20 protein-coding genes, 1 tRNA gene and 1 pseudogene are annotated in these 22,768 nt (G+C 70.5%); 10 read left to right on the top strand and 12 right to left on the bottom strand.

What is annotated here, in order from left to right; translation table 11 throughout:
* Positions 1-10: 10 nt before the first annotated feature.
* Positions 11-556 carry a type III secretion system chaperone family protein gene (locus DDW44_RS05365; RefSeq protein ID WP_017947892.1) on the bottom strand — a complete coding sequence of 182 codons (546 nt, stop codon included), beginning with the start codon at positions 554-556 and terminating at the stop codon, positions 11-13.
* A 78-nt stretch (positions 557-634) separates the two neighbouring features.
* Positions 635-3,226, bottom strand: a complete 2,592-nt coding sequence (gene clpB / locus DDW44_RS05360; RefSeq protein ID WP_108905691.1) for an ATP-dependent chaperone ClpB — start codon at positions 3,224-3,226, stop codon at positions 635-637.
* 150 nt (positions 3,227-3,376) lie between these two features.
* On the opposite strand from clpB, the gene DDW44_RS31965 reads away from it, so the two are divergent.
* Complete coding sequence (locus DDW44_RS31965; RefSeq protein ID WP_166802864.1) at positions 3,377-3,790, top strand: pyridoxamine 5'-phosphate oxidase family protein; 414 nt, start codon at positions 3,377-3,379, stop codon at positions 3,788-3,790.
* A gap of 115 nt (positions 3,791-3,905) precedes the next feature.
* Here DDW44_RS31965 and DDW44_RS05350 read toward each other — a convergent pair whose 3' ends face one another.
* Complete coding sequence (locus tag DDW44_RS05350; RefSeq protein ID WP_017947895.1) at positions 3,906-4,226, bottom strand: Rieske (2Fe-2S) protein; 321 nt, start codon at positions 4,224-4,226, stop codon at positions 3,906-3,908.
* A gap of 297 nt (positions 4,227-4,523) precedes the next feature.
* Here DDW44_RS05350 and DDW44_RS05345 point away from each other — a divergent pair, with 297 nt between their 5' ends.
* Positions 4,524-5,510, top strand: coding sequence for a helix-turn-helix transcriptional regulator (locus tag DDW44_RS05345; RefSeq protein ID WP_411354572.1), 987 nt, complete (start codon positions 4,524-4,526; stop codon positions 5,508-5,510).
* Between the two features lie 304 nt (positions 5,511-5,814).
* Here the strand turns inward: DDW44_RS05345 and DDW44_RS05340 are convergent, their stop codons facing one another.
* From DDW44_RS05340 to dnaK, 4 genes are read right to left on the bottom strand one after another with little or no spacing between them, the layout of a single operon-like run.
* Positions 5,815-6,276, bottom strand: a complete 462-nt coding sequence (locus tag DDW44_RS05340) for a heat shock protein transcriptional repressor HspR (protein ID WP_017947897.1) — start codon at positions 6,274-6,276, stop codon at positions 5,815-5,817.
* Positions 6,277-6,280: 4 nt separating this feature from the next.
* Positions 6,281-7,462, bottom strand: coding sequence for a molecular chaperone DnaJ (gene dnaJ / locus DDW44_RS05335; protein ID WP_108905690.1), 1,182 nt, complete (start codon positions 7,460-7,462; stop codon positions 6,281-6,283).
* A 33-nt stretch (positions 7,463-7,495) separates the two neighbouring features.
* On the bottom strand, positions 7,496-8,161 hold the full coding sequence (grpE, locus tag DDW44_RS05330) for a nucleotide exchange factor GrpE (protein ID WP_017947899.1): 666 nt from the start codon (positions 8,159-8,161) through the stop codon (positions 7,496-7,498).
* The gene (gene dnaK / locus DDW44_RS05325) at positions 8,158-10,011 is read right to left on the bottom strand and encodes a molecular chaperone DnaK (protein WP_017947900.1); all 1,854 of its coding nucleotides are present in this window, start codon (positions 10,009-10,011) and stop codon (positions 8,158-8,160) included. Before dnaK ends, grpE begins: the two co-directional genes overlap by 4 nt.
* A gap of 284 nt (positions 10,012-10,295) precedes the next feature.
* Between dnaK and DDW44_RS05320 the strand changes: the two genes are divergently transcribed.
* The 3 genes from DDW44_RS05320 to DDW44_RS05310 all read left to right on the top strand — a co-directional run bounded on the left by DDW44_RS05320 (position 10,296) and on the right by DDW44_RS05310 (position 14,678).
* On the top strand, positions 10,296-10,979 hold the full coding sequence (locus tag DDW44_RS05320; RefSeq protein ID WP_108905689.1) for a sugar transferase: 684 nt from the start codon (positions 10,296-10,298) through the stop codon (positions 10,977-10,979).
* An 83-nt stretch (positions 10,980-11,062) separates the two neighbouring features.
* On the top strand, positions 11,063-13,366 hold the full coding sequence (locus tag DDW44_RS05315; RefSeq protein WP_108905688.1) for a (Fe-S)-binding protein: 2,304 nt from the start codon (positions 11,063-11,065) through the stop codon (positions 13,364-13,366).
* A 349-nt stretch (positions 13,367-13,715) separates the two neighbouring features.
* Positions 13,716-14,678, top strand: a complete 963-nt coding sequence (locus tag DDW44_RS05310; RefSeq protein ID WP_108905687.1) for a Yip1 family protein — start codon at positions 13,716-13,718, stop codon at positions 14,676-14,678.
* Positions 14,679-14,823: 145 nt separating this feature from the next.
* Here the strand turns inward: DDW44_RS05310 and DDW44_RS05305 are convergent, their stop codons facing one another.
* The 4 genes and pseudogenes from DDW44_RS05305 to DDW44_RS05290 form a co-directional block, all read right to left on the bottom strand.
* Positions 14,824-15,642 (bottom strand): SAM-dependent methyltransferase, encoded by an 819-nt coding sequence (locus DDW44_RS05305; protein ID WP_108905686.1) that lies wholly within the window; start codon positions 15,640-15,642, stop codon positions 14,824-14,826.
* 225 nt (positions 15,643-15,867) lie between these two features.
* A pseudogene (locus DDW44_RS05300) lies at positions 15,868-16,385 on the bottom strand (phosphoribosyltransferase).
* 13 nt (positions 16,386-16,398) lie between these two features.
* Positions 16,399-16,974, bottom strand: coding sequence for a dCTP deaminase (dcd, locus tag DDW44_RS05295; RefSeq protein ID WP_017948066.1), 576 nt, complete (start codon positions 16,972-16,974; stop codon positions 16,399-16,401).
* A gap of 263 nt (positions 16,975-17,237) precedes the next feature.
* Positions 17,238-17,447, bottom strand: a complete 210-nt coding sequence (locus DDW44_RS05290; protein WP_018892005.1) for a hypothetical protein — start codon at positions 17,445-17,447, stop codon at positions 17,238-17,240.
* A gap of 380 nt (positions 17,448-17,827) precedes the next feature.
* On the opposite strand from DDW44_RS05290, the gene DDW44_RS05285 reads away from it, so the two are divergent.
* From DDW44_RS05285 to DDW44_RS05265, 4 genes are all read left to right on the top strand, one after another.
* Positions 17,828-17,901 (top strand) — tRNA-Gly (locus DDW44_RS05285).
* Positions 17,902-18,445: 544 nt separating this feature from the next.
* Positions 18,446-18,958: a hypothetical protein gene (locus DDW44_RS05275; RefSeq protein WP_108905685.1), complete on the top strand. Its 513-nt coding sequence runs from the start codon at positions 18,446-18,448 to the stop codon at positions 18,956-18,958.
* Between the two features lie 230 nt (positions 18,959-19,188).
* Entirely contained in the window at positions 19,189-19,725 is a 537-nt protein-coding gene (locus tag DDW44_RS05270; RefSeq protein ID WP_108905684.1) for a hypothetical protein, read from the top strand.
* Positions 19,726-19,785: 60 nt separating this feature from the next.
* Positions 19,786-20,679 carry a fimbrial biogenesis chaperone gene (locus DDW44_RS05265; RefSeq protein ID WP_134407513.1) on the top strand — a complete coding sequence of 298 codons (894 nt, stop codon included), beginning with the start codon at positions 19,786-19,788 and terminating at the stop codon, positions 20,677-20,679.
* A gap of 118 nt (positions 20,680-20,797) precedes the next feature.
* Here the strand turns inward: DDW44_RS05265 and DDW44_RS05260 are convergent, their stop codons facing one another.
* Positions 20,798-21,130 (bottom strand): carboxymuconolactone decarboxylase family protein, encoded by a 333-nt coding sequence (locus tag DDW44_RS05260; protein ID WP_108905682.1) that lies wholly within the window; start codon positions 21,128-21,130, stop codon positions 20,798-20,800.
* Between the two features lie 628 nt (positions 21,131-21,758).
* Between DDW44_RS05260 and DDW44_RS05255 the strand changes: the two genes are divergently transcribed.
* On the top strand, positions 21,759-22,748 hold the full coding sequence (locus tag DDW44_RS05255) for a serine hydrolase (protein WP_108905681.1): 990 nt from the start codon (positions 21,759-21,761) through the stop codon (positions 22,746-22,748).
* The last annotated feature ends 20 nt before the right edge of the window (positions 22,749-22,768 follow it).

Raw genomic sequence — 22,768 nt, 5'->3', positions numbered from 1 at the left:
TTCGGGAGCCTCAGGCGTCGGCGTCGGGCTTCTCGTCGGCCGGTTCCCCGGCCGGGGCGAGGCCGAGCTGCTCCACCAGCCACTTGTCGAACTCGATGGCCGCGCGCACCCAGCTGACCGTCGACGAGACGAAGTGCTCCAGGCTGACGCCGGTGCCGATCAGCATCTGCGCCTCGCCGATGAGGCGGACGGTCGTGGGCTGCCCCTCCTCCTCGTGGGTGTGCGTGTAGACCTTCGGCCACAGGGTGCGGCGGTTCCAGTCGTCGACGGCGTCGAGGACGCGGGCCTTGTCCTCCAGCTCGTGGGGACGGTCGTAGAACGTCCGCACCGAGAAGACCTGCTGCTCGTCCTCGCCGCGGAACATGAAGTACGTGCGGAACTCCTCCCACGGCGCCGCGAGGTCACCCTCGTCGTCGACGACGTACTTCAGCTCCATCTGGTCGAGGAGCTGCTTGACCAGGTCCTGGTCGGGGACGACCGGGCCCGCCGGTCCTGACGCAGCCTGGGGCTGGGGCTGTCCCCCGAAGTTCGGAATCGAGGACGGGTCGATGCTCACCGGGTGTTTCCCTTCGTACGGATGCGGCCATCCTCCCCCATCCCGGGCGGGGGCCCGCAACCCCCACCCGGGCGTGGCTCACCGCGCCGGTCCCACCACCAGGCCGCCGTCGGCCCGGTCGACCCGGACCGTGTCGCCGTCCTTCACCTCACCGGCGAGGATCTCCTTGGCGAGCCGGTCCCCGATCGCCGTCTGGACCAGCCGGCGCAGCGGCCGGGCCCCGTAGGCGGGGTCGTTGCCCTCGTCGGCCAGCCACTGGAGGGCCTGCGGGGTGACGTCCAGGGTGAGCCGGCGCTCGGCGAGCCGCTCGGCGAGCCGGGCGATCTGGAGCCCGGCGATGCGCTCCAGTTCCTCCTTGTCCAGGGCCGAGAAGACGACGAGATCGTCCAGCCGGTTGAGGAACTCCGGCTTGAACGAGGCCCGCACCACCTCCAGGACCTGCTGCTTCTTCTCCTCGGCACTGGTCAGCGGCTCCACCAGGTACTGGCTGCCGAGGTTGGAGGTCAGGATCAGGATGGTGTTGCGGAAGTCCACCGTCCGGCCCTGCCCGTCGGTCAGCCGCCCGTCGTCGAGGACCTGGAGCAGGATGTCGAAGACCTCGGGGTGGGCCTTCTCCACCTCGTCGAGCAGCACCACGCTGTACGGGCGGCGGCGGACCGCCTCGGTGAGCTGGCCGCCCTCCTCGTAACCGACGTACCCGGGCGGCGCCCCGACGAGCCGCGCCACGCTGTGCTTCTCGCCGTACTCGGACATGTCGATGCGGACCATCGCCCGCTCGTCGTCGAAGAGGAAGTCCGCCAGGGCCTTCGCGAGTTCGGTCTTGCCGACACCGGTCGGGCCGAGGAAGAGGAACGAGCCCGTGGGCCGGTCGGGATCGGCGACTCCGGCGCGCGAGCGGCGCACGGCGTCGGACACGGCCGCCACGGCCTCGGTCTGGCCGATCAGCCGCCTGCCCAGTTCCTCCTCCATCCGCAGGAGCTTCCGGGTCTCCCCCTCCAGCAGCCGCCCGGCCGGGATGCCGGTCCAGGAGGCGACGACGTCGGCGATGTCGTCCGGGCCGACCTCCTCCTTGACCATGGTGTCCTTGGCGGCCTCCTGCCGGGCCTCGGCCTCGCTGGCGGCCTCCAGCTCCCGCTCCAGCGTCGGGATCTCCCCGTACAGCAGCTTGGACGCGGTGTCGAAGTCGCCGTCGCGCTGGGCCCGCTCGGCCTGGCCGCGGAGTTCGTCGAGCTTCTCCTTGAGCTCGCCCACGCGGTTGAGGGACTGCTTCTCCTTCTCCCAGCGCGCGGTGAGCCCGCGCAGCTCCTCCTCCCTGTCCGCGAGGTCCCGGCGCAGCTTCTCCAGCCGCTGGACGCTCGCCTCGTCGGTCTCCTTGGACAGCGCGAGCTCCTCCATGCGCAGCCGGTCGACGGAGCGCTGCAGCTCGTCGATCTCGACCGGGGAGGAGTCGATCTCCATGCGCAGCCGGGAGGCGGACTCGTCGACGAGGTCGATGGCCTTGTCGGGCAGGAAGCGGGAGGTGATGTACCGGTCGGAGAGCGTCGCGGCGGCCACCAGGGCGCTGTCCGCGATCTGCACCTTGTGGTGCGCCTCGTAGCGTCCCTTGAGGCCGCGGAGGATGGCGATGGTGTCCTCGACGGTGGGCTCGGCGACCAGCACCTGCTGGAAGCGGCGCTCCAGCGCCGGGTCCTTCTCGATCCGCTCGCGGTACTCGTCGAGGGTCGTGGCCCCGACCATACGCAGCTCACCCCGGGCGAGCATGGGCTTCAGCATGTTGCCCGCGTCCATGGCGGAGTCGCCGCCGGCGCCCGCTCCCACGACGGTGTGCAGCTCGTCGATGAAGGTGATGATCCGGCCCTCGCTCTCCTTGATCTCGGAGAGGACGGTCTTGAGGCGCTCCTCGAACTCGCCCCGGTACTTGGCCCCGGCGACCATGGCGCCGAGGTCGAGGGCGACCAGCCGCTTGTCGCGGAGGGACTCCGGGACGTCGCCCTTCACGATGCGCTGGGCGAGGCCCTCCACGACGGCGGTCTTGCCGACGCCGGGCTCGCCGATCAGCACGGGGTTGTTCTTGGTGCGGCGGGACAGCACCTGGACGACGCGGCGGATCTCCTGGTCGCGGCCGATGACCGGGTCGAGCCGGCCCTCCCTGGCCGCGGCCGTGAGGTCGGTGCCGAACTTCTCCAGGGCCTTGTACCGGCCCTCGGGGTCGGGCGTGGTCACCCGGCGCCCTCCTCGTGCCTTCTCGAACGCCTCCTGCAGCTTCTTCGCCGTGGCGCCCTCCTGGGACAGCACCTCGGCGGCCCGCCCACCCTTGGCGGCGACGCCGATGAGGAGGTGCTCGGTGGAGAGGTACTCGTCCCCGAGCTCCCTGGCACGCCGTTCGGCGTCGGCGATCACGGCGAGCAGCTCGCGGTTGGGCTGCGGCGGCGCCACGGTCGAGCCCGTCACGCTGGGCAGGTCGGCGAGGACCCGCTCCGCGCCGGACCGCACGGCGGCCTGGTCGGCGTCGGCGGCCGCCAGCAGATCGGTGATGTTCTCGTTGTCCTGGCCCGCGAGCAGCGCCAGCAGCAGATGCGCGGGGGTCAGGTCGGCGTGCCCCTCGGACACGGCCCGGGTGGTCGCTGCGCTCAGCGCGTCCCGGCTCCTGTTGGTCAGCTCGGCGTCCACGTGCGGCTTCTCCTCCTCGCGTCGGCTCTCCCCATGGCTATGACTCTTCCAAGGTACACAAAGTTGAGCCTATTCCGCTCAAGTACGGCCCGCGGAAGTCCGTCCTCCCCGGATTCGTCGACGCGTACTCCCCCGGGTAGGTTCCGGGACATGGCCATCGACCCCAGGCACCCGCACGAGTCCTTCCTCGGCTTCTGGCGCGAGTACCACCTGTGCACACTCACCACGCCCCGGCCCGACGGCACACCGCACGTCGTGGCGGTGGGCGTCACATACGACCCGGAGGGCGGCGGGACGGGCATCGCCCGGGTGATCACCAACAAGCGCAGCCGCAAGGTCGCCAACGTCCTGGCCGCGGGGCCCGAGGGCGCCGCGGTCGCGGTCTGCCAGGTGGACAAGGGGCGGTGGGCGACGCTCGAGGGGCGCGCCACGGTCCGCACGGACCCGGAGGTCGTCGCCGACGCGGTCGCCCGCTACGCGGAGCGCTACGGCCGCACGCCGTCGCCGAATCCGGACCGGGTGGTCATCGAGATCGCGCTGACCCGCGCGATGGGCCGCGCCTGAGGGGGCCGCGCCCGGTGCCCGGGCGCAGCACAGCGGCGCCATCGTGTTTCAGGTCCACGATGGCGCCGCTGTGTGGGGGAAGCACCTGAGCGATCTTGAACGACGGGGGAACCGCTCAGGCACTGCGGGGGGTGGCGGTGGTGGTCTCCGGTTCGACCAGCTGGTGGTCGCGCTGGTCGAGATTGACGAAGATCATGCCGTACCGGATGGCACAGCGGACGGGGCGTGGGGCCCCACGGGGCCGGCGAAGGCACCGGTAGGCGCGGACGTCCTCGTCGTCCTCGCGGGCGACGACGATCGGTTCCCCGAAGAGAGTGACCATCAGCGAGTCGCCACGGTGGGGGATTGCCGTGACGAGATCGATGAAGTGCCACCCGGATCGGTATGCGGTCGCCATCTCCCGCCGGAAGACGCGATCATCCGGGGGCATGCTCATACGTCCGCGTCCGCCGGCGCGCTCTCCCAAGTGGGTTCGCCCGGGGCCGAGGCCACCGTCGCGGTCACCGTCGTGGGCGCCGACTCCCACGTCGGCTCACCGCTCGCCGCGAGACCTCCGAGAGCAGCCGCAACGGCTATAGCGCACAGTGCACGAACCATCCTGGTCATGGCCGATCTCCACCTCTTTAATCACTACCTCCTCCCCCGCGATTAAGACGATGGCCCACTCCGAACGCCTTCACCAGCGAGGCCAGGCATCATGTTCCTGTAATTCAGGACCCTGAGGGGGGTGCAAATGCAGGCGAAACAGGGCAATGGGGGAGATAAGCACAGTCACGACGAGCTGTGCGAGGCCGGGAAAAAGCTGTATGCGTCCGCTCTGCGCAGTGGCCGCATAGCGCGGTCGGAGGTGACCGACGCACCGTGCCTCATGGACCTGGGCATGCTGCGCCCCGACCCCGACGACACGGAGTGGCTCCGTCCGGTGCCACCGTCCATCGCCCTGCACCAGTTGATGCATCCCATCGAGCGGGAGATCCAGGAGCGGAGACGGCTCACCATCTCACTCGCGGAGTCGTTCGAGCCGTTCATGGCGCTGAACGCACACGATCCCTCCACGACCGACGCCATCACCGTGCTCGAGGGGCTGAACCTGATCAACGCGACGCTGGACCGTGTCATCGCCGAGTGCCAGGAGGAGCTGCTGACGGTGCAGCCCGGCAGCGGCCGCCGGCCCGCGACCCTCCAGGAGGGGCTGCGGCGCGTCTCGATGCTCGTGGACCGGGGCGTCTCGATGCGCACGCTGTACCAGCACACGGCACGCCACCACCCGGCCACCATGGCCTACGTGGAACGGGTGGCCCCCTACGGCTCGGAGGTCCGCACCCTCGAGGAGATCATCGACCGGCTCATCGTGGTCGACCGCAAGGTGGCCTTCATCCCGGCGCGCAGCGACCGCAGGGTCGCCCTGGAGCTGCGCCACGAGGGTCTGGTGCAGTATCTCGTCGGGGTCTTCGAGCAGTTCTGGCTCCACGGCGTCCCCTGGGACGACCAGATCGTCTCCTACGCCCCCGAACTGGACGGCATCAGCGGAGTCCAGCGCTCCATCGCCAAACTGCTCGTCGAGGGACACGTGGACGAGGCGATAGCCCGGCGCCTCGGGATGAACGTCCGCACCTGCCGGGCCCATATCGCCAAGCTGGCCTCCGCCCTCGGCAGCGGCTCACGCGCCCAGCTCGGCTACCTCATCGCCCGCTCCGGGATCCTGGAGCACGATCACTGACCAGGGGCCGGTCCCGCGGGCACGCCACAAGTCAGCCGCGGGTGTGCCGCGGGTGTGCCCCCGCCGTCCGCCGACGGGCACCGCCTGAAACCGGCGAGCCCTGATGAACCTGATGAACCTGATGAACCCCGACAAGCACCGGCGAGCACCGGCGAGCACCGCCGAACCCTGACGAGCACCGACGGCCACTCACGAACCCCGGCAGGCACCGGCAGGCACCGGCGGACCGCGGCGAGGGGGCCGGGAGGTGCGCACCTCCCGGCCCCCTCGCCGCGGTCCGTCGTGCCGTCGGCCCGGCGGGAGCTCAGCCGTCCCGCTTCGGCCGCCACACCACCAACGCGCCCGTCTGCTGCACGTCCTGGTAGGGCACCAGGTCGCGCCGGTACGACGCGTGCACCTGGGCCTCGCGCTGCTGCATCGCCAGTGCGGCGCCCTCGACCGCCGCGGACAGCTCCGCGACCTTCGCCTGCAGGGCCGCCACCTGGTTCTCCAGCTCGATGATGCGCTTGATGCCGGCCAGGTTGATGCCCTCGTCCTGGGACAGGGACTGGACCTGGCGGAGCAGTTCGATGTCCCGGGCCGAGTAGCGCCGGCCGCGCCCCGCCGTGCGGTCCGGGGAGACCAGGCCGAGGCGGTCGTACTGCCGGAGGGTCTGCGGGTGCAGTCCGGAGAGCTGGGCCGCCACCGAGATGACGTACACCGGGGTCTCCTCGGTCAGCTCGTAGGCCCTGCCACCGAATCCGGGCTGTCGACGTCGGCCGTCCATCGCGTCATGCTCCCTTCGCAGCCTGGAACAGTTCTGCCCGCGGGTCGTGGCCCTCAGTCGCCTTGCGGTACGCCTCCAGTGCCTCGCGGGCCTCGTCGCCGAGTTCCACGGGCACCGCGACCTCCACGGTGACGAGCAGATCGCCCCGGGTGCCGTCCTTGCGCACGGCGCCCTTGCCGCGGGCCCGCATCGTACGCCCGTTCGGCGTGCCCGCGGGCAGTTTCAGGGTGACCGGAGGCCCGCCGAGCGTGGGCACCCGCACCTCGCCGCCGAGCGCGGCCTCCGCGAAGGAGACCGGCACCGTGACGGTGAGATTGTCGCCCTTGCGCCCGAAGACCGGGTGCTCACCGACGTGGACCACCACGTACAGATCGCCGGCCGGGCCGCCGCGCTCGCCCGGTGCGCCCTTGCCGCGCAGCCGGATCCGCTGCCCGTCGCTCACCCCGGCGGGGATGCGGACCTGCATGGTCCGGGACGACTTGGCGCGGCCGCTGCCGTGGCAGACCTCGCAGGGGTTCTCGGCGATCAGCCCGCGGCCCTTGCAGTCCACGCACGGGTCGGTCAGCGAGAAGGACCCGCTGCCGCCGCGCGAGACCTGGCCGGTGCCGACGCAGGTCGGGCACACCCGGGGCGTGCCGTTCTTGTCGCCGGTGCCCGAACAGGCCTTGCAGGGCTGCTGGCTGGACATCCGCAGCGGGACCGTGGCCCCGTCCACCGCCTCGGTGAAGCTGAGCGTCACCTCGGACTCGACGTCCTGGCCGCGGCGCGGCTGGGTGCGGGCGCCGGCGCCGGCGCCGCGGTTGAACAGGCCGCCGAAGACGTCCCCGAGTCCGCCGCCGAAGCCGCCGGCACCGCCGGCACCGCCCGGGGCCTGGGCGCCCCCGAAGAGGTCGCCCAGGTCGAAGTTGAACGTTCCTCCGGCTCCGGGACCGGCCCGGAACCCACCGTTGCCGAAGAGCGCCCGCGCCTCGTCGTACTCCTTGCGCCGCTTGGGGTCGCCGAGTACGTCGTTGGCCTCGGAGATCTCCTTGAAGCGCTCCTCGGCCTTCGCGTCGCCCTTGTTGGCGTCCGGGTGGTTCTCGCGCGCGAGCTTCCGGTACGCCTTCTTGATCTCCGCGTCGGTGGCGTCCTTGGGGACGCCGAGAACCTTGTAGTAGTCCTTCTCGACGAAGTCCTTCGTGCTCATCGACGTCCCTCCTTCCGGTACCCGCCGTCCGCGTCAGCCCTCGTCCGGGCCACCGCTCTCCTCGTCCGTCGCCGGCTCCGCCGCCTGCTCCTTGGGCTGGGCCCCCGGCTGCGGCTCGGCCACCGCGACCCGCGCGGGCCGGATGGTCCGCTCCCCGATCCGGTAGCCCGGCTGCAGGATCGCCACGCAGGTCGTCTCGGTGACGTCCGGCGCGTAGCTGTGCATCAGGGCCTCGTGGACCGTCGGGTCGAAGGGCTCGCCCTCCTTGCCGAACTGCTGCAGCCCCATCTTGGCGGCGACGGTCTCCAGCGATTCGGCCACCGACTTGAAGCCGCCGACCAGTTCGCCGTGCTCACGGGCCCGGCCGATGTCGTCGAGGACGGGCAGGAGCTCGGTCAGGAGCTGCGCGACCGCGATCTCCTTGACCGTGATCCGGTCCCGCTCCACCCGGCGACGGTAGTTCTGGTACTCGGCCTGCAGCCGCTGCAGGTCCATCGTGCGCTCGTTCAGCGCGGTCCGGACCTGGTCGAGCTGGGCGGTCAGGCCCGCGTCGGCGGCCGTGCGGGCCGTCTGTGCTGCGTCCCCGGCCTGGGCCGCCCCCTCCTCCGCGGAGGGGGCGGCGGCCTGCGCCGCGTCATCGGGAGTGGCGCCGGAGGGGACGTCGGGCTTCTCCTCGAAACCCGGGGTCTCCTCCGTCATCGGGCAGCGCCACCCTTCTGGTCCTTCTCGTCGTCGACGATCTCGGCGTCGACGACGTCGTCGTCGGCCTTCGCCTGGGAGGCCCCGGCGTCCCCGCCGCCCGCGGCCTGCTGGGCCTGGGCGTCGGCGTACATGGCCTGGCCGAGCTTCTGGGAGACGGCCGCGACCTTCTCGGTGGCGGTGCGGATCTCCGTGGTGTCCTCGCCCTTCAGCTTCTCCTTGAGCTCGGTCACCGCCGTCTCGACCTCGGTCTTGACGTCACCGGGGACCTTGTCCTCGTTGTCCTTGAGGAACTTCTCGGTCTGGTAGACGAGCTGCTCGGCCTGGTTCCGGGTCTCGGCGGCCTCGCGGCGGCGGTGGTCCTCCTCCGCGTACTGCTCGGCCTCCTGGCGCATCCGGTCGACCTCGTCCTTCGGCAGCGAGGAGCCGCCGGTGACGGTCATCTTCTGCTCCTTGCCCGTGCCCAGGTCCTTGGCGGTCACGTGCATGATGCCGTTGGCGTCGATGTCGAAGGAGACCTCGATCTGCGGGACGCCGCGCGGGGCCGGCGGCAGGCCGGTCAGCTCGAACATGCCCAGCTTCTTGTTGTACGCCGCGATCTCGCGCTCGCCCTGGTACACCTGGATCTGCACGGACGGCTGGTTGTCCTCGGCCGTGGTGAAGATCTCGGAGCGCTTCGTCGGGATCGTGGTGTTGCGCTCGATGAGCTTGGTCATGATGCCGCCCTTGGTCTCGATGCCGAGGGACAGCGGGGTCACGTCGAGCAGCAGGACGTCCTTGACCTCGCCCTTGAGGACACCGGCCTGGAGGGTGGCGCCGATCGCCACGACCTCGTCGGGGTTCACGCCCTTGTTGGCCTCCTTGCCGCCGGTCAGCTCCTTGACGAGCTCGGCGACGGCCGGCATACGGGTCGAGCCGCCGACCAGGACCACGTGGTCGATCTCGGAGAGCTGGATGCCCGCGTCCTTGATCACGTTGTGGAACGGGGTCTTGCAGCGCTCCAGCAGGTCCGCGGTCAGCTGCTGGAACTGGGCGCGCGTGAGCTTCTCGTCCAGGTGCAGCGGGCCCTCGGCGGACGCCGTGATGTAGGGCAGGTTGATCGTCGTCTCGGTGGAGGACGACAGCTCGATCTTCGCCTTCTCCGCGGCCTCGCGGAGACGCTGGAGAGCCATCTTGTCCTTGGACAGGTCGACGCCGTGGCCGCCCGCGAACTGCTTCACCAGGTAGTCGACGACGCGCTGGTCCCAGTCGTCGCCGCCGAGGTGGTTGTCGCCGTTGGTGGCCTTGACCTCGACGACGCCGTCACCGATCTCCAGCAGCGAGACGTCGAAGGTGCCGCCGCCGAGGTCGAAGACGAGGATCGTCTGGTCGTCCTTGTCGAGGCCGTACGCCAGCGCGGCGGCGGTCGGCTCGTTGACGATGCGCAGGACGTTCAGACCCGCGATCTCACCGGCCTCCTTGGTGGCCTGGCGCTCGGAGTCGTTGAAGTAGGCGGGGACGGTGATGACGGCGTCCGTGACCTTCTCGCCCAGGTACGACTCGGCGTCCCGCTTCAGCTTCTGCAGGATGAACGCGGAGATCTGCTGCGGGTTGAAGTTCTTCCCGTCCAGCTCGATCGACCAGTCGGTGCCCATGTGACGCTTCACCGAGCGGATCGTCCGGTCCACGTTGGTCACTGCCTGACGCTTCGCGACCTCGCCGACGAGCACCTCACCGTTCTTGGCGAAGGCGACGACGGACGGCGTGGTCCTGGCGCCCTCGGCGTTGGTGATGACGGTGGGCTCACCGCCCTCCAGAACGCTGACGACGGAGTTAGTCGTGCCCAGGTCGATGCCGACCGCACGTGCCATTTCGATTCCTCCAGAGGACTTGAGTGGAACTGGCTCAAGGATGCCTCACCCGCCCCAGGGCGTCAACAGAGCTGAGTCGAGCCGACTCAACTATGGTGCGTCCGCCTTCCTACTGCCCGCCCGGCGCGGCCTGCATGCACCCCCGCACCCACCGTGCCATCGTTCTGCAAAGCACGCGAAAGGTTCATAGACGCGTCCGAGTGGACAGAAACCCTCCGGTATCGACCGAGAAGCGACAGAACGGCCAGGTGAGTGCCTTGCGCCCCGTGCAACCGGCACGACCGGTGGGACCGGCGAGATCGCGGCCCTCGTGGCGCTCGTGGCCGTCGCGGTCCTCGTGGCCGTCGCGGTCCTCGTGGCCGTCGCGGCCGGCGGCGGGATCGAGGGGGCCGGCGGGGCCGGCGGTATCCAGGCCGTCGGCGGCGTCGGCGGCGTCGGCGAGAACCCCGGACCCCAAGCGCCTCCTCGACCTGACCCTCGGCACGCTGCTGCTGGCCCTCGCCGCACCGCTGCTGACCGCCGCGGCCTGCGCCCTCGCCCTGCGGCGCCCGCCCGGCGGGATCGTCGCGCGGGAGCTGAGGACGGGGCTGCACGGGTACCCCTTCACCGTCCGCTCGCTGCGCACCCGCCGCTGGCGACTGGACCTGCTCTCCCGGCTGCCCCATGTCGTCTCGGGCACGATGTCCCTGGTCGGCCCGGCGGCCCTGGCCCCGGAGGACCCCCGCGCCGCAGCCCCCTGGCGGCAGAGCGTCCGGCCGGGTCTCACCGGCCCCGCCCAGCTGCGCAGGCGTTCCACCCTCCCCTGGGACGAACCGGAGCTTCTCGACCAGCACTATGTGGAGCACCATTGGATCGGGCTGGATCTGGCCGTCCTCGCGCGCACGCTCCCGGCCCTGCTCCCGCCCCGCACTCAGGGTCACCTGAGCGACGCAGATCACCGCCCACCTGGCTACAGTGCGACGGAATAACTGGGTACGCTCGGCACGGACTGCATAAGTTACCGCTTAGTAAGTGCCGATTCCCCACCCGCGCAGGCCCGAGGAGCCCTCCCATGCAACTCGCCGCGATCATCGTGTCGCTGGTCCTGACCGTGGTCGGCGTTGCGCTCATCGCCCGAGCCGTCGCGCAGATCTACCGGTTCGTCACGCTCGGCCAGCCCGTGCCCGCCGGCAGCCGTACCGACAACCCCAAGGCCCGCTCGGTCACCCTGGTCAAGGAGTTCCTCGGCCACACCCGGATGAACCGCTGGGGGATCGTGGGCTTCGCCCACTGGTTCGTCGCGATCGGCTTCCTGACGCTGCCGCCGACGCTCGCCCAGGCCTACGGCCAGCTGTTCGTGGCCGACTGGACGCTGCCGGTGCTGGGCGGCTTCCTGCCGTTCGAGATGTACATCGAGTTCATCGGCCTGATGACCGTCGTCGGCATCCTCGTGCTGATCGCGATCCGGCTGCTCAACCTGCCCTCCCGCGCGGGCCGCAAGTCGCGCTTCGCCGGCTCCAAGGCCTGGCAGGCGTACTTCGTCGAGTACGTCATCCTCACCATCGGCCTCGCGATCCTCGTCCTGCGCGGACTGGAGGGCGCGATCCACCACGTGGACCACTACGAGGCCGCGTACTTCGTCTCGTACCCGCTGGTCCTGGCCTTCGACGGGCTGAGCGTCCCGACGCTGCAGACGCTGATCTACCTCTTCGCCATGATCAAGATCGGCACGTCGCTGATCTGGATGATCACGGTGTCGCTGAACACCAACATGGGTGTGGCCTGGCACCGCTTCCTCGGCTTCCCGAACATCTGGTTCAAGCGCAACGCCACCGGCGAGACCGCGCTGGGCGCCCTGCAGCCGATGACCTCGGGCGGCGAGCCGATCGACTTCGAGGACCCGGGCGAGGACGACGTCTTCGGCGTCTCCCAGGTCGAGCAGTTCTCCTGGAAGGGCATCCTCGACTTCTCCACCTGCACCGAGTGCGGCCGCTGCCAGTCGCAGTGCCCCGCCTGGAACACCGGCAAGCCGCTCTCCCCGAAGCTGCTGATCATGTCGCTGCGCGACCACGCGCACGCCAAGGCCCCGTACCTGCTGGCCGGCGGCGGCAAGACCATGGAGGGCGAGGAGAAGGCCTCCGAGGAGCAGCTGAAGGACGTCCCGGCCGCCGCGCTGGCCGAGGCCGAGCGCCCGCTGATCGGCACCGCCGACGAGAACGGCGTCATCGACCCGGACGTGCTGTGGTCCTGCACCACCTGCGGTGCGTGCGTGGAGCAGTGCCCGGTCGACATCGAGCACATCGACCACATCGTCGACATGCGCCGCTACCAGGTGATGATCGAGTCCTCGTTCCCGTCCGAGGCGGGCACGATGCTCAAGAACCTGGAGAAGAAGGGCAACCCCTGGGGCCTGGCCAAGAAGCAGCGCGTCGAGTGGACCAAGGAGGTCGACTTCGAGGTCCCGATCGTCGGCAAGGACGTCGAGGACCTCACCGAGGTCGACTACCTCTACTGGGTCGGCTGCGCCGGCGCCCTGGAGGACCGGGCCAAGAAGACCACCAAGGCCTTCGCGGAGCTGCTGCACATGGCGGGCGTCAAGTTCGCGATCATGGGCGGGGACGAGAAGTGCACCGGCGACTCCGCCCGCCGCCTCGGCAACGAGCCCCTGTTCCAGCAGCTCGGCCAGGAGAACGTGGCCATGCTGAACATGGCCTTCGGCGAGTCCCTGGACGAGGACGGTGAGGCGGACGAGTCCACGCGGAAGCCGAAGGCCTCGAAGAAGATCGTCGCCACCTGCCCGCACTGCTTCAACACCATCGCCAACGAGTACCCGCAGCTCGGCGGCGAGTTCGAGGTCATCCACCACACCCAGCTGCTCCAGCACCTCATCGACGAGGGCAGGCTGGTCCCGGTGACCCCGGTCGAGGGCCTGATCACCTACCACGACCCCTGCTACCTGGGCCGGCACAACAAGGTCTACACGCCCCCGCGCGAGATCATGGACAAGGTGCCCGGCCTGCGCCAGCAGGAGATGCACCGCCACAAGGAACGCGGCTTCTGCTGCGGCGCCGGCGGCGCCCGGATGTGGATGGAGGAGCGGATCGGCAAGCGCATCAACACCGAGCGCGTCGACGAGGCCCTGTCCCTCAACCCGGACATCGTCTCCACCGCCTGCCCGTTCTGCCTGGTCATGCTCTCCGACTCGGTCAACGGCAAGAAGGGCGAGGGCAAGGCCAAGGAGTCCCTCCAGGTCGTCGACGTGGCCCAGCTGCTGCTGGACTCGGTGAAGACCCCGGTGGAGCCGGACGACGGCGGTGACGCGGACGACTCGGCACCGGCGGACTCGCCGGACCCGGAACCGCAACCCGTGAAGTAGCCGTCTGCACGGGTGAGCCGGGAAGCGGCCGGATCTGCCTCGGGGGCAGGACCGGCCGCTTCTGCCGTTCCCGGCGGGCTGCCGTTCCCGTCAGGCTGCCGTTCCCGGCGTCAGCCGTTCGCGGCGTCAGTCGTTCCCGCGCCCCCGGCGGCCGTGAGGGCTCACCGCCGGAGCGGTCCCGGGCCGCGGGGCCGCCTCGCCCCCCGGCCGGGGAGGTGCAGAACCGCGGAGAGCCCCGGGCACTCGAAGCCCCGGGCACCCTTAGGGGATGTCACAGCTCGGCCGCAAAGGTCCCCCGGTTACCCGGCCCCGGACACCGGACACAGCCGGACCGGGTACGTTCGAATGCGTGGCTGGATTCAGGATCGGACGCGGCCGGGACAACAACCGCACCCCGCAACAACAACCGCAGCAGGCGCCCCCTCCGCCGTACGGACAGCCGTACGGCCCCGGAGGCGGCCAGGCGTCGCCCTCGTACCCCCCGCAGCAGCAGTGGCCCCGCAACACGGGCGGTGGCCAGGGCGGACACGGCGGGCAGGGCTACGGGCACGGACACGGGCACGGACACGGACGCCAGGCGCAGCACGGCGAGCCCGAGTACTTCGGTGACCCGTACCAGCAGGGCCGGCAGCCGGGCGGTCACCACGGCGGCGGGCACGGAGCCGACCCGTACGCCGACAACCCCGGGCACACCCGGGCCTTCAGCATCGGCGAGGACCCCTACGGCGACGGCTCCACGTACCACGCCGGCGCCGCACCCGTCCCGTCCGGCCCGCGCCTGCACTGGAAGCAACTGCTCAGCGGCATCGTGCTGCGCCCCGGCCCGACCTTCCTCCAGATGCGGGACCACCCGGTCTGGGGCCCGGCGCTGAGCGTCACGTTCCTCTACGGCCTGCTCGCGATCTTCGGATTCGACCAGACGCGCGAGGAGGCGATCGGCGCGCCGTTCGCGACCGTCCTCACGTCCGTCGTCGTCACCGGCGTCGGCTTCGTCCTCGGCGGTCTGGTCCTCGGCGCGGTCACCCACACCCTGGCCCGGCAACTCGGCGGCGACGGGGCGTGGCAGCCGACGGTGGGCCTGTCCATGCTGATCATGTCCCTCACGGACGCGCCGAGACTGCTCGTCGCCCTCTTCCTGGGCGGCGAGAACTCCCTGGTGCAGATGGTCGGCTGGGTCACCTGGCTGGCGGCGGCGGCGCTGTTCACGTCCATGGTGAGCAAGTCGCACGACCTGCCGTGGCCGAAGGCGCTCGGAGCCTCGGCGCTGCAGCTGATCGCGCTGCTCGCGATCATCAAGCTGGGCACGATCTGACCGGCCCTCCGGCTGCGGACGCCGGACCGCAGGACGCGGCCACCGGTCCGCAGGATGCTCACGGCCCCCGCCGCGCACGGCGGGGGCCGCAGTACCGTCCGGATCGCCGGGACCTCGCGAACGGTCCCGGGCACGGCCGGGAGGGTCAGGGCTTGCGCCCCACCCCGCCGTAGGCGTCCACGTCCGCCGGCTCGCCCTGTGCGCCGTCGGCGTCCGGACGCCACCGGGTGACCTGGACGATGCCGGGGTCCACCAGGTCCAGGCCCTCGAAGAACCCGGCGATCCCCTCGACGGCGCGTACGTGGTACGGGACGGCACCGCTGGCGTTGTACGCCTCCGACGCGGCGATCATGCCCGCGCTCGTGGCGGTGCTGTCGCTGACCACCAGGAAGCTGCCGGACGGCAGACCGGCCATCAGCCGTGAGACGATCCCGCGCGCCCGGTCGTAGTCCGACACATGGCCGAGGGTGTTGAGGATCACCAGGGCGACGGGCTCGGTGAGGTCCAGGGACTTGGCGGCCGCCTCCAGGACGGCGTCCGGCTCGTACATGTCGGCGTCGACGTAGGCCGTCGCACCCTCGGGGGTGCTGGTGAGCAGGGCGCGGGCGTGGGTGAGGACCAGCGGGTCGTTGTCGACGTAGACGATCCGCGCGTCAGGGGCCACCCGCTGGGCCACCTCGTGGGTGTTGTCGGCGGTCGGCAGACCGGTACCGACGTCGAGGAACTGCCGGACGCCCTGCTCCCCCGCGAGATGGCGCACCGCGCGTCCGAGGAAGTGGCGGCTGGTGCGCGCCACGTCGACGAGCCCGGGGAAGATCTCCTTGATCTGCTCCCCGATCTCGCGGTCGATCTCGTAGTGGTCCTTGCCGCCGACGAAGTAGTTCCAGAACCGTGCGGAGTGCGGCTTGCTCGTGTCGATCCGCGCCCGGATCTCGGCACTGGCCGCTTGTGCGTCATCGGACACGGGGGCGCCCTCTCTGCGTGGGTCGGCTGACTGGCCACCAGGGTAGACGACGGCACGGTGGGCGCGGCCCCGCGGCCGGACACCAACTCGGGCTTCCCGTAACGGACTTCGCCGATCTACGGTGGCGCGCGCACGGCGGGGTGCCGGGCGGTACCCCCGTGCCCCGCGCGCCGGGCCCCGTGCGCGCTGCGGCCGGGCGCCGTGTGCCCGCGTCCTCCCGGAGGGCTACGGAGTGCCCGCCGGGGGCGTGCGGTGGCCCTTCGGCCCGCGCACCGGAGGCAGGGCGCTCCACGGGAAGTCGATCCAGTCGTCCGTGCGCTTCCACACGTACTCGCACTTCACCAGCGACTGCGACTTCTCGTAGACGACGGCGGACCGCTGGACCGCACCTCGGCCACATGGTCCACGCAGAAGTCGTGGACGAGCTTCAGGGTCTTGCCGGTGTCCGCGACGTCGTCGGCGATCAGGACCTTCTTGTCGGAGAAGTCGATGACGTTCGGGACCGGCGCGAGCATCACCGGCATCTCGAGGGTCGTGCCGACGCCGGTGTAGAACTCCACGTTGACGAGGTGGATGTTCTTGCAGTCCAGCGCGTACGCCAGCCCGCCCGCGACGAAGACACCGCCGCGCGCGATGGACAGGACGACGTCGGGCTCGAAACCGTCGTCGGCGATCGTCTGCGCGAGCTCGCGGATCGCGACGCCGAACGTCTCGTAGCTGAGGTTCTCGCGTATCTCACTCATCGCGCACCGGCCCTCACACCTGCGTGCGGTGGAAGTTCATGAACGACCGCGAGGCCGTGGGCCCCCGCTGCCCCTGGTAGCGGGATCCGTACTTCTCGGAACCGTACGAGTGCTCCGCCGGCGAGCTCAGCCGGAACATGCACAGCTGCCCGATCTTCATACCCGGCCACAGCTTGATGGGCAGGGTGGCGAGGTTCGACAGCTCCAGCGTGACGTGTCCGGAGAACCCGGGGTCGATGAAACCGGCCGTGGAGTGGGTGACCAGGCCGAGCCGGCCGAGGGAGCTCTTGCCCTCCAGGCGGGAGGCGATGTCGTCGGGCAGCGTGATGACCTCGTACGTCGACGCCAGCACGAACTCGCCGGGATGCAGGATGAACGCCTCGTCGCCCTCCGGCTCGACCAGCCGCGTCAGGTCCGCCTGCTCGACGGCGGGGTCGATATGGGGGTAGCGGTGGTTCTCGAACACCCGGAAGAAGCGGTCGAGACGCACGTCGATGCTCGAGGGCTGCACCATCGAATCGTCGAACGGGGCGATGCGCACCCGTCCCGCGTCGATCTCGGCCCGGATGTCCTTGTCTGAGAGAAGCACGCCCCGAGGATACGCAGAGCGCGCGGGCCCGCCCCAATCGGGCGGATCCCACGCGCCCCGCCCCTCGCGCCGCTCTCTGCCTCTACGCGCTCGGCTTCTCTGCTTCCCTGCTTCTCTGCTTCCCCGCTTCCCCGCTTCCCCGCTTCTCTACTCTCTGCGGTGCGCGCCCCGGCCTCCCCCACGGCCGCGGAGGGATCGCCACGCCCACCCCGGCCGGGCACGGCCCTGCGCCGGGCACCCGCACGGAACCCGGCGCTCGCCCGTCAGCTCTTCTGCAGCGCCACGGGGACGGCCTGCCGCAGCCGCGCGCACCGGGGACAGCGGATGAGCCGTCCGGGCCCGATCCGTCCGGCACCGAGCTGCTGCATCGGGAACGACGAGGTGGTGAAGACGTGCCCCTCGGCACAGCGGACGACGGTGCGAGCGAGTGAACCGCCCTGATCCCTCGAGTCCTTGGAGTCCATCGGCTGCATCAAGTCCCTTCCCCAACAAGCATGGACGAGACCGCCACATTAGGGGATCAACAGGACAGCACTCCACGTGGCACTCCGCTGCAAATGTACGCCCCGCCTCTCCATGCCGCAGCCACTCCGGGCACTCCACGAACACCCCGCGACCCACTACCACGGACGCCCGCTCCGGCTTCCGCGCGGCCGGGCTTCGCCGGGCCGCCGTCGAGGCGCCGCGGGCCGTACCCATTCGCGACGCCGGCCTGACGGACCGGTGCCGGAAGCCCTGCGACGACCCCGGCCGGACTGCCGGACATGCACGAAGGACCCCCGGCGCGATACACCGGGGGCCCTCTATGAGGTACAGTGTGCAACGCTGCGGCATTGATCAACGAAGCCGCTACGCGGGTGTAGTTTAATGGTAGAACATGAGCTTCCCAAGCTCAGAGCGCGGGTTCGATTCCCGTCACCCGCTCCAGACAGAAGCCCCAGGCCACCGGCCCGGGGCTTTGTTGTCGTCTGGACCTGTCCAAGCGTCCCGTGCCACCGCACTAGAAGGCTGATCACGGCCCTTCTGGCGGGCGGCCCGCGCGAGCTTGTCGAGGCCGCCCGCGACCTCCGGCTGACGCTCAGGATCAGAGTGCTGGTAGATCAGCACGGCTCGCGGCCGACATCGAGGACCCGACTCCTGACCGTCGACAGGGACGACGTCCGCGAGGAATCTCTGAAGCACTCGGTGTCCGTCGCGGTGCCGCGGTCCGCGACGATGGCCGACTCCTCGCGATCCGCCGGGCCGAAGTAGGCGGAATGACGGCGAGTCGGCTTCTGGCTCTCCGGCGCCGCGTTTTCCACCCGACGCCGCACCAGAAGGTGCACCAGCAGAGGCCTCGGCAGACGCGGCGCCGTCGTGTCCTTCTGGCACCGGAGGCGTTGACCTCTGCGTCGTCGTCGCCGACCGGCCGGGACGGCCGGGAGCGTGAGGGTAGGAGGCTGCGCTGAGTCCCCTGAGTTGGCCTGACGCGGTGGAGAAGGCACTCGGTGTGGTGCTCACCACCGGAGGACTGATGGTGGTGGTGTCCGGCGGGGCCGCGACCGCAGAGTCGTCACACGCACCACATACCGGAACATCGGCGGCGTTGCGGCAGCAACCGATCACCATGTCCGATCTCACCCCCGGCTTCACTCTCGCCGGGTCGCCCAACCAGGTGGTGTTCCGCGAGGGAGCCGTGACCCTGACGGTGCGCACACCCGATCCGGACGGTTACAGCGTCAGCGTGCGTGCCGACAGCGCCGCCATGAGGCCCGCCCGCGGTGGCAACCCGGACCGGATCCCGGTGGACCGACTCGCCGTGAGGAAGACGGGAACGGCGACGTTTCAGCCGCTGAGCAGCAGCTCCGCCGTCACCGTCCACGCTCAGGACACACGTTCCGCTCCGCGGGGCGACAACCTCAGCACCGACTACCGCGTGAGCATCCCGTTCGTGCGGTCCGACACCTACCGCGTCATCCTGACGTACACGGCCACCACGCGGTGACGCCGCGATCGGCACGGCCTCCCGGGTGACGGGTCACCGAGTGACCCCGCGAATGGGCGCGGTCCGTCAGCCTCAACACCCAGGGGGAACAGAGTCCACCGAAGGCACCGCCCACGGCTCCAGGTGGGTGAAACGCGCGGGACCCGACCGCTCCTTCGCCGGCCACCCAGTGCTGAAATGTCTTAATCACGGTAGAAGACGACGGTGAGGCCGAAACAGGTGGTTGAGCGATGACGCAGCGGTGGATCCGCCTCAGTGCCAGGCCCCTGGTTGGAGCCGTCCTCCTCGCCGCCAGCGGCCTGGTCGCCGCCGCGGCCGGCAACCGGACCGCACACGCGGACGAGGCGAGCGACACCGTGCAGGCGAACGTGAGTGTCGCCTCCGCGATCTCGCTGACCGTACACACCGATGCGTTCACCCTCAGCGGTCCGCCCAACACCACGGTCACCGAACTCAACGCCATCTCCTTCTCGGTCACCACGAACAACGCCGGCGGCTACACGGTCGGCGGGCGCTCCACGGAGGCCGCTCTGCAGCCGCAGGATCCGGCGAACCCCGACGTGATCCCGATCTCCAGGCTCGAGTTCCGTCCGAGCGGCGAGACACTGTGGGTACCCATGACGACGACCCACCAGGTCACCCGGAACGTGGACGGCCCCTCGGCCCCCGGGGGAGACGACTTCTCCACCGACTTCCGCGTGCACATCCCGAACGTGCGCTCGGACTCGTACCGCACCACCCTCGTCTACACCGCCGCCACCAAGTAGATGGTCTCACTGGTCGCCCTCAGGCGAGGGACGCGTCGATCCCGGCGCCTTGTGGCCGGCGTGCTGGCCATCGCCCTGATTCCCCTGCCGGCCGCCGCCTCCGAGCCCAGCCGGGCCGCGCCACGGGCCGACGAGCCCATCTCCCTCACCGTGTGGCCGGCTCGCACCGTGCTTCCCTCCACCGCCCGGCGCCATCACCGCATCGTCCACGTGGTGAACGGCACTTCGTCCCCCCAGCGCATCGACACGGAGCGAGCCGAGTTCGATCAAACCACCGACGGGCGGATCGACTTCCACCCGCCGGGACCCGTCTCGGCGGCCTCCTGGATCGCCGTCAGTCCGTCGTCGTTCCGTCTGGGGCCCCGGGAAACCAAGGAGGTCCGGGTCGATGTCACGGTCCCCGAGCGGCCGGAACCGGGCGAGCGGTACGTCGGGGTCCTGTTCAAGACGCAGCCGCAGCCCGCACCGGGGAACGTCCAGGTGGCCGGTGCGCTGGCCAGCCAGTTCCTGATCAACGTACCCGGCAGAGCCACCCACAGGATCGTCGCGAAGGGGATCCGGGCACCGCGCGTCGCATTCTGGGGGCCCGTCCGGCTGACCCTCCCCATCCGCAACGCCGGTAATGTGCATCGCAGTTACACCGGGTCCCAGCGCATCGTCGCCGAGGTGGGCAACGACCGACTGGCCTTCCCCGAGTTCACAGTCCTGGGCAACTCCCGGCGGACCGTGACGGCCCAGTGGCCCGACCCTCCGCTGTTCTGCTTCTGCACGGCATCGGTGACTCTGGCGACAGGCAACGGAACGTCGGTCACGAGGACTGCTCGGATCGTCGTCATTCCGCTGCCGCAGATGATCGGCCTGCTCGCCGCGGCCCTCGGCCTGTTCCTGCTCACCCGCAAAGGAGTGCGCTATCAGCGCGCTCTCCTGGCAGCCGCCCGCCAGGGAAGGCGCTGAGAGGAGACGCTTGCGCGCCGCCCCGGAGCGACAGCGGCGGAAGCCCACATCACTTCTGGTCCGCCTTCATAGGGGGAAGGCCGGGCGCGACCGGGGAGCGGGAGCCCGGGCTGTGCCTCTACGCCTCGGCCTGGGCCGCGGCGGCGGCCTCGGCGACGGCGATCTCGATGCTGAGCGCCTTGGCGATGTTCCCGGCGGCCGTCATGACGCGTGCCGTGCCCACGATGGGAGCGATGGCGACCAGTACGTCCTGCAGTTGCTCGGCGGTCATACCGGCCTGAAGAGCGGGGTCGATATGGGCGACGTAGGAGATCGGTGGAGCGTCCGACGCGGCGAGCGCGGCGATGCGGGTGAGCATGAACATGTCCGGCGTCAGTCCGCACCGCTCGATCGAGTCGACCGTCATCGCGGCGAGGGTGTCCAGTACCGGGGTCTCGGATGCAGTGGCCATGGCGGGTCGTCTCCTGACGGTGTCGTGGCGAGGATCGAATCGGCCGGTCACAAGCGCGGCCGGACTCCGCGTGCTTCGTACGCAGCCCCTGCTCGACCGTAAATCGGTTTCCCGCGGACCGCTCGTCGGGGGAGCGGCCGGGGGCAGGCCGGGGGCAGACCGGGGAATCCTCCGGGTGGACGTGGGGCGGAGACTGGCGCGGGACGGACGCCCGGGGCGGGTCGCGGGAGAGGCCGCGCTCGGCGCCAGCCGGTGCGCCCGGCGCCCCACGGGGGCTCCGGCGGCCTGCACCCGTGTCGGGGGGCCCGCGCCCCGCAGCCATGCCCACGTGGCCAGCGGCGGCGCACCGGGGCGCAGCGTCCTGCGATGGGGGCCGAGCGCCCGGCGTCCCACCGGGGCGCCGGTCTGTGGCCGGGTTCCGTTTCGTCCCCTGTTCGGGCGCCCGGGGAAGGCGTCGTACACCAATTGGCCGGTCCGGCGGGCATGGCTCGGTACTCGCTTGTAGCGTCAGCCCACAAACGGCGATCCATGGGATGTTCCGACCGGTACCGGACGGCTCCCCGAGAGTGCCGGGCGACGGTGGCGGCGCCGTGTCCACCACCGCGGACGGGCGCGGAGAGGAGGAGCGTTGGCACGCGGCAAGGTCACATCGCTGGCCGTGTTCGGGGTTGTTGTCCTCGCGGTCGCCCTCAACCCCGTGATCCCGCTCGTCCCGAAGGGCGGCTCCCCGCACGCTCCCAGGGCGGAGCACGCGGCACAGCGGTTCAAGGGCCGGATCGTCGAATGCACCTCCGGCAGGCCCGGACTGGCGGACACACTGGTCCGGCACATGGTGAAGTCGCTCGACAAGAGGTCGAGTCGGGTCTCGATCGCGCTCTACGACCGTACGTCCCGCACCTCGTGCACCTACCGCGCCGATGTGCACTACGACTCAGCCAGCACCGTCAAGCCCATCGTCCTCGGCGCCTTGCTCCTGGCCAGGGGCACCGACCTGTCCGGGAAGGAGCGGTCCCTGGCCAGGGAGATGATCGTGAACTCGGACAACGACGCGACCTACGCCCTGTGGGACCTGCTCGGGAAGGAAAGGATCCAGGACTTCCTGGACGAGGCGGGGCTGGAGGACACGAACCTGAACGCCGCCGGCTTCATGGGGCTGACGCAGATCACCGCACGCGAGCAGGTGAAGCTGCTTCAACTGCTCACGGGGGCCGACGGGTCCGTGCTCGGCTCCGCGGAACGCGCCTACATCCTGCGTCTGATGCGCGAGGTGGAGGACGACCAGCGCTGGGGGACGCCGGCGGGCGCTCCGTCCGACGCCGTCGTCCAGGTCAAGAACGGATGGCTGCAGCGGTCCGAGAAAGGGGTCAGGAACTCCTGGGACCGCGGGGACTGGAAGGTCCACAGCATGAGCGCGATCACCGGGCGTTCCTACGACTACGGGCTCGTGGTGATGACCGAGAACAACAGGGTGCCCGAGGGTGCCTCACCCGAAGTGGGATACGGCTACGGCATGGAGACGATCGAGCAGGTGGCCCGGGCTGTTCACCGCGATCTGTACCCGGCGGAGGCGGCCGGGGTCCACCGGGCGTCGCGGCCGGTGGTGAGCGGCGCCCGATAGGCACGGGCCGGGGAAGCGGC

Origin of the sequence: Streptomyces tirandamycinicus (assembly GCF_003097515.1) — a bacterium.
GTDB lineage: Bacteria > Actinomycetota > Actinomycetes > Streptomycetales > Streptomycetaceae > Streptomyces > Streptomyces tirandamycinicus.
This window is presented reverse-complemented; position numbering and strand designations above follow the sequence as displayed.